Origin of the sequence: Pseudoflavitalea rhizosphaerae, assembly GCF_003991355.1 — a bacterium.
Taxonomy (GTDB): Bacteria; Bacteroidota; Bacteroidia; order Chitinophagales; family Chitinophagaceae; genus Pseudobacter; species Pseudobacter rhizosphaerae.
Genome location: NZ_RCSU01000018.1, coordinates 15,405 through 27,750, shown reverse-complemented (window position 1 = coordinate 27,750; position 12,346 = coordinate 15,405). Strand labels below are relative to the sequence as shown.

Annotated in this window: 12 protein-coding genes; 7 read left to right on the top strand and 5 right to left on the bottom strand. The window is 48.3% G+C overall.

Going from position 1 to position 12,346, the window contains the following annotated elements; all coding sequences use genetic code 11:
• The first annotated feature begins 211 nt into the window (after nt 1-211).
• The gene (locus D9Y29_RS26580) at nt 212-385 is read left to right on the top strand and encodes a DUF6728 family protein (protein WP_164735527.1); all 174 of its coding nucleotides are present in this window, start codon (nt 212-214) and stop codon (nt 383-385) included.
• Here D9Y29_RS26580 and lpxB read toward each other — a convergent pair.
• The 3 genes from lpxB to surE are packed head-to-tail and all read right to left on the bottom strand — an operon-like array spanning nt 379 to nt 2,615.
• The gene (gene lpxB, locus D9Y29_RS23725; protein WP_127132731.1) at nt 379-1,494 is read right to left on the bottom strand and encodes a lipid-A-disaccharide synthase; all 1,116 of its coding nucleotides are present in this window, start codon (nt 1,492-1,494) and stop codon (nt 379-381) included. The two genes, D9Y29_RS26580 and lpxB, sit on opposite strands and share 7 nt — an antisense overlap.
• 39 nt (nt 1,495-1,533) lie before the next feature.
• Entirely contained in the window at nt 1,534-1,827 is a 294-nt protein-coding gene (locus D9Y29_RS23720) for a hypothetical protein (protein WP_127132730.1), read from the bottom strand.
• The gene (surE, locus tag D9Y29_RS23715) at nt 1,827-2,615 is read right to left on the bottom strand and encodes a 5'/3'-nucleotidase SurE (RefSeq protein ID WP_127132729.1); all 789 of its coding nucleotides are present in this window, start codon (nt 2,613-2,615) and stop codon (nt 1,827-1,829) included. Before surE ends, D9Y29_RS23720 begins: the two co-directional genes overlap by 1 nt.
• Nucleotides 2,616-2,939: 324 nt before the next feature.
• Here surE and atpG point away from each other — a divergent pair, with 324 nt between their 5' ends.
• The 6 genes from atpG to D9Y29_RS23685 all read left to right on the top strand — a co-directional run bounded on the left by atpG (nt 2,940) and on the right by D9Y29_RS23685 (nt 10,251).
• On the top strand, nt 2,940-3,821 hold the full coding sequence (gene atpG / locus D9Y29_RS23710) for an ATP synthase F1 subunit gamma (RefSeq protein WP_127132728.1): 882 nt from the start codon (nt 2,940-2,942) through the stop codon (nt 3,819-3,821).
• 36 nt (nt 3,822-3,857) lie between these two features.
• Nucleotides 3,858-4,916, top strand: coding sequence for an SMC-Scp complex subunit ScpB (scpB, locus tag D9Y29_RS23705; protein WP_127132727.1), 1,059 nt, complete (start codon nt 3,858-3,860; stop codon nt 4,914-4,916).
• 262 nt (nt 4,917-5,178) lie between these two features.
• Entirely contained in the window at nt 5,179-6,393 is a 1,215-nt protein-coding gene (gene lysA / locus D9Y29_RS23700; protein WP_127132726.1) for a diaminopimelate decarboxylase, read from the top strand.
• Between the two features lie 269 nt (nt 6,394-6,662).
• A complete protein-coding gene (locus tag D9Y29_RS23695) occupies nt 6,663-8,279 on the top strand; it encodes a C1 family peptidase (protein ID WP_127132725.1) in 1,617 nt (538 codons plus the stop codon).
• Nucleotides 8,280-8,323: 44 nt separating this feature from the next.
• Nucleotides 8,324-8,824 carry a thioredoxin family protein gene (locus D9Y29_RS23690; RefSeq protein WP_127132724.1) on the top strand — a complete coding sequence of 167 codons (501 nt, stop codon included), beginning with the start codon at nt 8,324-8,326 and terminating at the stop codon, nt 8,822-8,824.
• Between the two features lie 23 nt (nt 8,825-8,847).
• On the top strand, nt 8,848-10,251 hold the full coding sequence (locus tag D9Y29_RS23685) for an MBL fold metallo-hydrolase RNA specificity domain-containing protein (RefSeq protein ID WP_127132723.1): 1,404 nt from the start codon (nt 8,848-8,850) through the stop codon (nt 10,249-10,251).
• A gap of 977 nt (nt 10,252-11,228) precedes the next feature.
• On the opposite strand, the gene D9Y29_RS23680 is transcribed toward D9Y29_RS23685, so the two are convergent.
• Both D9Y29_RS23680 and D9Y29_RS23675 read right to left on the bottom strand, forming a co-directional pair.
• On the bottom strand, nt 11,229-11,924 hold the full coding sequence (locus D9Y29_RS23680) for a LytR/AlgR family response regulator transcription factor (protein WP_127132722.1): 696 nt from the start codon (nt 11,922-11,924) through the stop codon (nt 11,229-11,231).
• The gene (locus D9Y29_RS23675; RefSeq protein WP_127132721.1) at nt 11,915-12,325 is read right to left on the bottom strand and encodes an Hpt domain-containing protein; all 411 of its coding nucleotides are present in this window, start codon (nt 12,323-12,325) and stop codon (nt 11,915-11,917) included. Before D9Y29_RS23675 ends, D9Y29_RS23680 begins: the two co-directional genes overlap by 10 nt.
• Between the last annotated feature and the right edge of the window lie 21 nt (nt 12,326-12,346).

Sequence of the window (12,346 nt, the reverse complement as noted above, 5' to 3'; positions counted from 1 at the left end):
GGTATCGAAACCCGGCCTTTGAAACATAAGCGAGGTAGCTCCAAAGTATTTCCACCGCTCAATCCAACCAACAAAAAGCTCAAAGCAATCCTCCCGCGCCGGTTTGTTTCATCAGCCGTGTTTCGATACCCCCTCACGGCGCCTCTCACGGCACCCCTCACCGGCAACCTACAAATAGCCTACCTTTACATCAGAAGTAAAGTAAAAGCCCATGGGATTCTGGAGACAATTCGCCGAGTACTTGTACATCAAAAAGAAAGACCCCAATGCACCACGCACTCAGTGGATGAAGTACATGCACGGGATCAACCGTCTTTCGCTGATCATGTTCCTGATCGCCATTATCATCATTATTGTGAAGCTCTTGTTCTTCAAACGTCACTGACGCAGGAAATCGATGATCTTCTTTGCGGCTTTGGAAGAGGCATGACCACCTTCGCCCAGTAATTTTCTGAGGGCGGCGTAATCGGCTTCCAGCTGTTGTTTGCGTTCGGGATTGTGTAATAGTTCGTTCAATTCCTTCACCAGGTTTCCAGGAGTGAGGTCCTGCTGGATCAATTCTTTCACCACCAGTTTGTCCATGATGAGGTTTACGAGGGAGATATATTTTACCTTGATGAGTCTTTTTGCGATCTGGTAGGAGATATTGCTGCCTTTGTAGCAAACTACTTCGGGAACACCGAAGAGTGCCGTTTCGAGGGTGGCTGTGCCGCTGGTGACCATGGCTGCAGCGGATTGCATGAGTAGTGCATAGGTTTGTTCGCGTACCGCGCTCACATTGGGATAGGGCGCCAGGAGGGGGGCATAGAAACTGTCTTCCTGTCCGGGTGCTTTGGCAACAACAAAGAGATGATCGGGAAAACTGCGTGCTACTTCCAGCATGATGGGCAGTTTTTTGAGGATCTCCTGTTTACGGCTGCCGGGTAATACGGCGATGATGGGTTTGGTGGCGTTGGGAATAGCGGGCGGCGTATTGCCTTGCTGGTAGCTTTCCACTACTTCGATGAGCGGGTGACCAACATAATCTACTTCCCAGTTCCATTTATTCTTATAATAATCTTTTTCGAAGGGGAGGATCACGAGCATTTCATCGATGGTGGTCTTCATCTTTTTAACCCTGTTCTCTTTCCAGGCCCACACTTGCGGGGAGATGTAATACACTACTTTGATGCCTTGTGTTTTTGCCCATTCTGCGATTCGGAGATTGAAGCCGGGGTAATCGATGAGTACGAGTGTATCAGGTTTGAATTGAAGGATGTCTTCCTTGCAGAAGCGGAGATTGGCCATGATGGTGCCGAGGTTCTTCACTACTTCTATGAAGCCCATGAAAGCGAGATCGCGATAGTGTTTCACCAGTTCTCCGCCGGCCTGCTGCATAAGATCGCCACCCCAGCAGCGGATGGTTGCTGAGTGGTCGAGCTTTTTCAGTTCCTTGATGAGATTGCTGCCATGCAGGTCGCCGGATGCTTCACCGGCAATGAAATAATATCGCATGCGAACGGATTGATTTAGGTTGCAAAGATGCGGGATTCTTTACAACAAAAACTTCAGCAGCAGGGCAACGATGGCATACACCAGTGTAACGGCAAAAATACCTTTGGCGGTTTTGTCGCGGCGGGTATTGATGTACAATGTGAAAAGGGCAATGTTGAGAATGAGGCAGGGCACTACTATTCCGGTGATCACTTTCTTGTTGGCGGCGATATATCCTAAGAAATCGGCCACGGAGAAAAGCCGGAATTTGATCAGGTAGTACACTACGAGGCTGAGGAGCGGGGCGATGAAGCCGAGCGCCAGCCCGAGGCGAATGTTATCTTTTTTAAACATCAGGATTGTTTCCACATTTTTTCCAATTTGTCCTTTAGAACGTAATTCGTCAGGTCAAATTGTACCGGAACTACACTTACATAGTTATTTTCGAGCGCCCACACATCGGTATCGGTCCCTTCGTCCATGTTCTTGAATTCTCCGGTCAGCCAGTAATATTTTCTTCCATGCGGGTCGTTGCGTTCCAGGAAGTCCTCTTCATATTTCGCATATGCCTGCCTGCAAACCCGGAGCCCTTTGATGAGTTCGGGAGGGAGTGCGGGAATGTTCACGTTGAGGATCATATGCCTGTCGAGCGGTTTTTCCAGTAATTGTTCCACGATGAGGCGGGCATACTGGCGGGCGGCGGTGAAATCCGCTTCCACGCTATAATCCAGCAATGAGAACCCTACGGAAGGGATACTTTCGATGGCGGCTTCCACGGCGGCTGACATAGTTCCGGAGTAGATCACATTGATGGAGTGATTGGCTCCGTGATTGACGCCGCTGAGGCAGAGGTCTGGTTTGCGATGCAGGATCTTATCTACGGCCAGTTTCACACAGTCCACCGGTGTTCCGGAACATTGCCAGGCTTCCACGCCTTCGAATACCTGAACGGGGTGGAGACGAAGTGGGTGGCCGATAGTGATGGCATGTCCCATTCCGCTTTGAGGCTTATCGGGCGCCACTACCACGATTTTTCCGAGGTCTTTCACGGCTTCCACGAGGTTGCGGATGCCCGGGGCAGTAATTCCATCGTCGTTTGTTATCAGGATCACCGGTTGTTCCTGTTCTTGCTTCTTACTCATGCGAAACAAAAATAAAGCAAAAAAGGCCAGAAATTTCAGTGAGCTGGCAGTCGCTCGCCTCCCGGCGAGTGACTTTTGTTTGCTCGCCTCTGGCGAGTTCAGTGTTCGCCGGAAGCGAACTAATACAGGTCACTCGCCGGGAGGCGAGCGACCGGCCACTCTCCGCTATTCACAGGTATACCACAATTTTCCCCCACCAGATGGAAAAATCACTGTTTTGATCTACCTTTGCAGCCGATTTTTAAGGTTTCACGTCCGGGGCTTTGCGCGGTAAAATGAAGATCTTAACTTACGCTCTGAGCCTTAGATATTTAAACGCAAAACATGGCAGGTCAATTAAAAGAAGTTCGTAACAGGATCAAATCGGTTCAAAACACGCAGCAGATCACCAAAGCGATGAAAATGGTGAGCGCCGCCAAGCTGAGAAAAGCGCAGGATGCGATCGTGCAGATGCGTCCTTACAGCCGCAAACTCCAGGAAGTGCTGAGCAATATCGTGAGCAGCTCCGAAGGGGATCTCGGTGGAAGCCTGGCAGTGGAAAGACCTGTTGAAAAAGTGTTGCTGATTGTGATCACCAGTGACCGCGGACTTTGTGGCGCTTACAATGCGAACGTGATCAAAGCAGCCAAGAACACCATCAAGGAAAAATACTCCTCACAATTTGCCAAAGGCAATGTGCAGATCTGGAGCATCGGCAAAAAAGGTTATGAGCATTTTGCCAAGAATAAATTCAACGCTACCGATACTTACAAAGATATTTTCCTCCACCTCAGCTTCGAAAGTGTACAACAATGCGCACAGGCTGCAGTGAAAGCCTTCGAATCCAAAGAATTCGATGTAGTGGAGATCGTGTACAGTGAATTCAAGAACGCCGCTACACAGCGCTTCGTGGTTGAACGCTTCCTCCCCATCCCTAAAGTGGAGAAAAAAGAAGGCGCCAGGAAAAGCGACTTCATCTTCGAACCTGCCAAAGAAGAACTGATCGCAGAACTGATGCCGAAGATCCTGAACACACAACTGTTCAAGGCCGTTCTGGATGCACACGCTTCCGAGCATGGAGCCCGTATGACCGCCATGGATAAAGCCACTGAGAATGCCAACGAAATGTTGCGCTCACTCAAGATCAGCTACAACCGTGCGCGTCAGGCCGCAATCACTACCGAGCTCACTGAGATCGTAAGTGGTGCAGCAGCTCTGCAGGGATAATTCTTAAACGGTTATCTAAATCCGCCAATCTATTGCATGGAAATCGGAAACCTCATACCGCACATCGAATCACTGATCTTCGCCAGTGAAAAACCACTGACATCCCTGGAGATCACCGAACTGATCAATAATGCATTCGGGTTCATGGAAGATAAGATCGTGCTGGACCAGGTAGAAGCCTCCCTGGAAGGGATCGTTGAAAAATACAGGTCCGAATTCTACCCGTTTGAAGTGCGTGAGAGCGGTGGCGGATGGCAGTTCCTGACCAAGAAAGATTATCATAAGACAGTTGCCCAGTTGAATGGCGACAAATTCCTGAAGCGCCTCTCTTCCGCAGCTTTGGAAACCTTGTCGATCATCGCTTACAAACAACCCGTGACCAAGGCCGAGATCGAGGCCATCCGCGGTGTGAGCAGTGATTACGCTATTCAGAAACTGCTGGAAAAAGAACTGGTAGTGATCACCGGCCGCAATGAAGCTTTGCCTGGTCACCCCCTCGTATATGCGACCAGCAAGAACTTTATGGACTACTTCGGTATCAATACCGCAGAAGACCTGCCCAAGCTCAAAGAAGTATTTGATGACAGCATGGTGAACGCTTCAGTAGTGGCCGCCCTGGAAGAAAGTGCAGCAGCTGCCATGGAAAATGGCGAACCGCTGAATCCTGAGCAGGAAGAAACTGTTGCTGAAGAAGGGGGAAATGCAGAAGTAGTAAACAACACTATCATCACAGAAGAAAATATTTCTTTCAAAGTAGACGAAGATGGTGTGCTGATCGAAGAAGTGTTTATCACTGAAACGGAAGAGGATCCCGGTCCGGAAGGTGAAGATGAAATTGAAATAACAGCAGAAAGCGAAAACGATACAGAAGTTGAAGCACCGGCTGAGAATGATGCTGAAGGATCAGAAGAAGATACAGAAGACGAAGAAGGTGAGGATGGCGATAATGAAGAAGGTGAAGATGAAGATGAAGATGACGATGAAGACGGGGAAGATGATGAGGAAGGTGATGATGACGAAGAAGAAGAAGAAGATAACGATGATGAAGATGAATCTGAAGAAGACAACGAAGACGAAGAAAAGAAGTCAAATTGATTTTTCAGCAGGAGTTCAGGCCTGCTAAAACATACAAAGCAGTTCCCCAGGGAGCTGCTTTTTGTTTTTGCCCACACAGGGAGCAGCAGTCGCTCGCCTCTGGCGAGTGACCCATATTTGTTCGCCTCCGGCGAACACCGCGTCGCCGGAGGCGACTAAATAAAAGTCACTCGCGGGGACGCGAGCGACTGCTCTCCAATCCGGCAATTTTCCCGTTTCCGCTAACATTCGTTACATTGCTTTGTTCGTATATTCGCAGACTATGTCACAGCATCTATCCCCAGACTACCTGTCTAAACTGGCTACTGATTTCGGAACGCCGCTCTACGTCTATCATGCAGAGAAGATCAAAGAGCAATACGAAAAACTCACCACTGCTTTTAAGAACAGCAATACCGTATTTTTCTACGCCTGCAAGGCGCTTACCAATATCAATATCCTGAAGTATGTCTGTAGCATAGGCGCCAATGTTGACTGTAGTTCCATCAATGAAGTGAAACTGGCGTTGCATGCCGGATTTCCCAATACCCGCATTCTTTACACATCCAATGGCATCGCTTTCTCCGAGATCGAAGAAGCGGTAACCCTCGGTGTGATCATCAATATCGACAGCCTCAGCAACCTGGAAAAATTCGGCGCCAAATACGGCAATACCTATCCTGTAGGTCTTCGCCTTCGCCCCAATATCATGGCAGGCGGCAATCTCAAGATCTCCACCGGCCATGATAAAAGTAAATTCGGTATTCCTGTTGACCAGATCAACCAGATAGTGGATGTGGTGAACAGGTACGATCTCCGCATCAGCGATCTGCATATCCATACCGGCAGTGAGATCAAAGATGTGGAAGTGTTTGTGAAAGGAATCGAAGTACTGTTCAGTCTCATCCCGCATTTCAAACACCTGGAGTTCATCGATCTGGGCGGTGGCTTCAAAGTGCCATACAAGGAAGGCGATGTGTCAACCGATATCGACCTGCTGGCAGAGAAAGTGCAGGAAGCATTCGCCAGTCATGCTATCCCCGGAGGAAAACCCTTACAGGTTTGGTTCGAGCCGGGTAAATTCCTGGTAAGCGAGTGTGGCTACCTGGTTACACAGGTGAATGTGATCAAGGAGACCAATGCCGCTACATTCGTAAGTGTGAACAGTGGCTTCAATCACCTGATCCGCCCGATGTTCTACGACTCCTATCATCATATCGTGAACATCAGTAATCCCAGTGGCGCGGAGAAAAAATATGCAGTGGTTGGGAATATCTGCGAAACCGACACCTTCGCCTGGGACCGTAGCCTGAATGAAGTGCGTGAAGGCGATCTTCTTTTATTCTACAATGCCGGCGCCTACGGTTTTGAAATGAGCTCCAATTTCAACTCACGTTACAAACCTGCGGAAGTACTGGTGATTAACGGTGAGGCACACCTGATTCGCAAACGTGATCAGTTTGAAGACCTCCTGAGAAATCAGGTAGAAGTGCTGTAATGGCATGGTTAAAATATGCCTGTTGGCGTAGCGCTGACGCAAAGCTGCAAAAGAAATAATTTACTTTTTTCTGAAAAAATATTGTGCCGGATGGCTTATTGCCAATCCGGCCTTTTTGTTTTTACGTATATCGAAGTGCTTTAGGTTTAAAAATCATCTTTACTACTGGGTTTTCAACCAGGGCTGCACCGGGGTTTGGTGCAGCTCTTTTTGTTACATACATTTCCCTGATTTCTTGTTACTTTTAATTCATAACCAAATCATTCGTTATGCCTATTCGTATGGTTGATGATCCACAGGATCCTCAGGAAAGTAACAGCGACAGTGGTGGTGGCAGAGGTGGGGGAGGATTCCCCGGAGGAGGCGGAGGTTTATTTAACCTGCTTCCCTTATTACTCGGATTATTCAAAGGCAAGGGCCTCATTGTACTGCTGATCATTGGTGGTATTGGTTATTTTCTCTTTGGCCGCGGCGGTGGCGGCTGCAATATGGGCGACCTCAGCCAGATTGCCGGAGGGCTTGCCACCGGTGGCTTCCTCGATCCCAAACAATTTGAGCGGGCCAATATTTATGAGCCGCTCGCAGACGACAACACAAAAAATCCATTACCTGATAATGCAAGTCTCACCTCCTTTGCGCCGGCAGTAGGCAACCAGGGAGAGCAGGGAAGTTGTGTGGCCTGGAGCAGCGCTTATGCTGCACGAACCGTGCTGGAATCCAGCCGCAGCGGCGTGAAAGGCGAGGAGCTGAAGTTCAGCCCGGCCTTCCTGTACAACCAGATCGGTCTCGATGGCTGCCAGGGTTCCTATATCCTGCGCGCCATGGAATACATGACCAAACAGGGTTCTGTGCCTTATGATAAATTCCCTTATTCCGATCAGGACTGTACCCGCCAACCTGATCAAAGCCTGATCCGTGAAGCATCTCAATTCAAGATGCGCGGCTTCAACCGGCTCTCTCTGGGAGACCGCAATGATGCCATCGATATGCGCGCCATCAAGGAAAACCTGGCGCAGGGTGCGCCGGTTGTGATCGGGATGATGGTTGGACAAAGCTTCATGCAGGGCATGATGGGACAAGATGTGTGGGATCCGCAGGGCGGTGATGACCGCATGGTAGGTTTCGGTGGACATGCCATGTGTGTAGTGGGTTACGACGATAAGAAATATGGCGGCGCCTTCCATATCATGAACAGCTGGGGACCTGAATGGGGTGTGAACGGATTCGGATGGGTCCGTTACAATCATTTCAAATATTTCGTACGCGAAGCATATGGGCTGGAACCCATGCCCAAAACAGGCGCAGCCGCCAATCAGCCTTTCACCTGTGAAGTAGGACTGGTACAGGTCAGACAGGAAGGCAATAAAATGGTGGCCGGTGGATATGCGCCCCTGCGGAGTACAGGCGGCGGCAATGTTTTTGAAACTGTATCACCCATGAGCATCGGCAGCCGCTTCAAAATGGAAGTGCGCAACAGCAGCGAATGCTATATCTATGTTTTCGGAAAGGAAACTGACGGTACCAGCTATACGCTTTTCCCTTATCCCAAAGCAGACGATCAAACCAAAACAAAATATTCTCCTTTCTGTGGTATCACCGGCTTTCGCTTATTCCCACATGATAAGAGCATGACGCCGGACAGCATCGGTACCCGCGATGTGATGGCAGTTGTAGTGAGTAAGGAGCCGCTGGACTGGTATGAGACCAATAGAAAGATCGGCAGCAATCCTTCATCGGATTATGGTAGCCGCGTGAATGCTGCGCTGGGCGGGCAACTGGCGCAGGGACTGCGTTTCCAGTCAACCAGCAAAGGCACCATCAGTTTCACGGCGCCTGCCGGTGGTAAACAGGTGATGGCCGCCATTGTGGAAGTAACAAAACGATAACTGCATTTCTCCTTACCTTTAAAAAAATTACACCCCCGTTTATTATGAAGTATAAATTTTTGTTCGCACTCCTGTTGATCTGCACGGCATTTGTTGCCAATGCGCAGGACATGGCCAATTTCAAATTGTACAGCCCCACTGAAAATGCGGAAGAGGGATTGAAAAAAGCCATCGCAAAAGCTAAGGCAGAAAAGAAACATGTATTTGTGCAGATCGGAGGCAACTGGTGTGTATGGTGCGCGCGTTTCAATGATTATGCAACCACCGACAAGCAGATCGATTCACTGGTGAATGCCAACTACGTGGTGTATCACCTCAATTACAGCAAAGAGAACAAGAACGAGAAGATCCTCGCTAAATATGGATACCCGCAGCGTTTCGGCTTCCCCGTATTCCTGGTGCTGGATGCTGCCGGCAATCGCCTGCACACACAGGATTCCGGTCTGCTCGAAGCTGGAAAAGGTTACGATAAAAATAAAGTAACCACCTTCTTCACTAACTGGGCGCCACAAGCGCTGGATGGTGAACAATATAAAAAGTGGTAGTTGAATTAAAACTCTGATCCTTCATGAAGATTGCTTTTCACGGAGCCGCCAGAACGGTAACAGGCTCCAAACATTTACTGACACTCAAGAACGGAAACAAATATTTACTGGATTGCGGCATGTTCCAGGGGATGGGCCGCGAAACAGATACGCTCAACAGGACCTGGGGCTTTGAACCAAATGAAGTGACGGCGCTCATCTTATCGCATGCGCATATTGATCACAGTGGTCTGATCCCCAAACTCATCAAAGACGGATTTTCAGGAAAAGTATATTGTACGCCCGCTACCAAAGAGCTATCAGCCATCCTGCTGGAAGATTCCGGTGGCATCCAGGAAGATGAGACCAAATTCATCAACAAGCGTCGCATTGCAGATGGGTTACCATATCTGACTCCATTATACAATACCGAAGATGCGCTTACCGCGATGGGTTCTTTCAGAACAGTGGAGTACGACAACTGGTTTCGCATAGACGATAACATTGAAGTTATGTATACCGATGCCGGTCATATTATCGGTAGCGCTGCCGTTCATCTTCGCATTAACGAGAACGGCAAAACCACCCGGCTGACTTTCAGTGGCGATGTGGGCCGTTACCGCGATGTGATCCTTCGTTCACCCGCACCTTTCGATCAGGCCGATTTCATCCTGCTTGAATCAACCTATGGCAACAGCCTTCACGACATGCATATCACTACACCTGACATGCTGTTGCAATGGATCGAGAAGACCTGTCTTCAGAAAAAGGGAAAACTCATCATGCCTGCTTTCAGCGTTGGCCGCACCCAGGAACTGCTCTTTGCTCTCAATCAGCTTGAGATCGAGCGCAGGCTTCCGCCTCTCGACTATTTCGTGGACAGTCCACTGAGCATCGAGGCTACAGAGCTGCTAAAAAAATATCCGCAGTATTTCAACAAAACGATACAGCGTTTACTGCAAACCGATAGTGATCCTTTCTCCTTCAGCGGCCTCAAATACATCAAGTCCGTTGATGAATCCAAGCTGCTCAACTACCGCAATGAGCCATGCGTGATCATCTCTGCCAGTGGAATGGCCGATGCCGGCAGAGTGAAGCACCATATCAGTAATAATATCGAGAACAGCCGCAATACTATATTGATGACAGGTTATTGTGAGCCCAATTCTCTTGGTGGCCGTCTGATGTCCGGCGAAAGAGAAGTGCGCATCTTCGGGGTACTGCATGAAGTTCACGCCGAGATCGGCAGTATCCGCAGCATGAGTGCTCACGGTGATTATGAAGATCTCAGCCAGTTCCTTTCCGGCCAGGATCCCCGCCAGGTGCAGAAACTATTCCTTGTTCACGGCGAGTATGATGTTCAGCAACAATTCCGTCAGCGTCTTCTGAAAAAAGGGTTCTTAGATATCGAGATCCCCGAACGTCACCAGGAGATCGGGCTGGGATAAACAGGAAAAGTAAATACCGTTAAAAGATAAACATCGATACCGGGCGACCCCAGTGGTCGCCTTTTTGTGTGTCATCGCGTGCAACGTCGCCGGAGGCGACGGAATATGGGTCACTCGCCGGGAGGCGAGCGACTGCTGCACGCTGAGTAATTGAAGCTTATCAACAATGCTGCACTAGTACTCCCATTACGGCGAACCCCTCCGGGGAGATTGTGAAATTTTTGTGGGGAGGGTATTTGATGGCCTTCGAAACAAAAGTTCCCAAAGTTCAGCAATAGGACAAAGCCCATCTCTCCATTCCAGGCCCAACAAAGATCCAAAAGCGTTGGTTTGTTTCACAGCCATCAAATACCCTCCCCACAAAAATTCATAAATTAAAAAAGCCGCTTCACGACAGCGGCTTTGAATTCTTTACCATGGGTAATCAAACTATAACTTGAGAAAATCTGATAGGGTTGGATTTAACGGGCCTTTCGAGAACACAGGATTATCAACGATTCCTTCAATGGATATTGCGTTGGTTTTTCTCCGAGGAGATGTATGCTATCTGATATTTTTCAGTGGGAATTGGATTGCGGGTTTCGCGAACCACCCGGCTCGTGATGCCGGGCGACCGCATTGCTGCGGTAATCCAAAGATGCAGAAAGTTTTTTATATAAAAAAAGGGGGCAGACCTAAGGTCAGCCCCCTGAATGAAATCCCAATATTGTATGAGTAAGGGTGCGATCTGTTTACTCATTAGTTTTCATACTGTACGGATTTCATTGTCCTCTTTTGGAGGTAGGGTGTATTAGAGATAACCGTCACAAATAATATCTTTATAAAGAGCTTGTTAGCTTTGATTTTGTTGCTATCCTTTCGACATAGCAAAGATGTAAAATGGATGGTCAAACAGGAAATCTTTTAGTCCACAGGGAGGAAATGGCCGTTGGAACCACCTGTTTGTTCGACGAACGGACTCCCTTTACAGGTAATATTCAGATAATATTGAGTCTTTTGATGATCTCCGCCCGGTGCGCCTTGCTGATGGGGATCTCATGTCCCTTGATAAATAGGTCATTTTCCCGGATATCATCGATCTTGGTGATATTGATGATATAGGAGCGATGCACTTTGATGAAGCATTGCTTATTGATCTTCTCTTCCAGGTGTTTGATGGTATTGTGTGTAACGTATTTCTTATCTGTGGTCACAAACTTCACATAGTCGCCCATACTCTCCATGAATAATATATCATCATTCTTCAGCCTTACCAGTTTGCCTTCGCTTTTGATGAAGATATGATCGTTGTTCCCCGAAGGAGCCGGGGCATCCTGGCTGGATGGATGTGCAAGCTTATGTACAGCATCCAGGAAGCGCTGGTAGGTGAAAGGCTTTTTCAGGAAATCCGTTACGTTGTATTCGAAAGCGTTGTATGCATATTCCGGTTTGGAGGTAGTGAGGATCACTTTGGGATGGTAGGCCAATTGGTCCAATAGCTCAAACCCTGTAGCACCGGGCATTTCAACGTCCAGGAAGAGGAGGTCGATAGCATTTTTGTTCAGGTATTCCAGCGCTTCGGTCACATTGGTGTAATGTGCTTTTACCGATACGAGACCGCTCTTCTCACAACAGCGGCCCAGGTAATCGGCAGCTACCTGCAGGTCTTCAACAATAATACAGCTTAGGGGCATAGGGTGTTTGCGTTATAGGCTTTCAATCTTTCGTATTCGGAAACTATCAGTTCCTTACTGTCGGCTAATGTAGTGATAAGTTGATGATAAGTTTCTTTCAGCGGGAGGATGGATTGAACATTCTGGCAAAGCTCTTCAAATTCCATGCACTGCTTTTGAATGCCGGTGAGACCTGCAAAACCCATTGCCGGTTTTATCTTATGTGTGGCGCGTTTGAGATCTGAAAGATTGCCGGTTGACCAGGCCTGGCGGATCGTTTCCAGGTCATCGTCAAAATGGCTGAGGGTGATGGAATACACTTCTTCGATATATGGATAATCATCAGCGTAGAGGCTGAAAAGGTAGTCCGAGTCTATTTTTTCGCTGAAACTGAAATTTTTAGATGGTCCGGGCTGGGTCATAAGAAAATAGATTTAGCATTT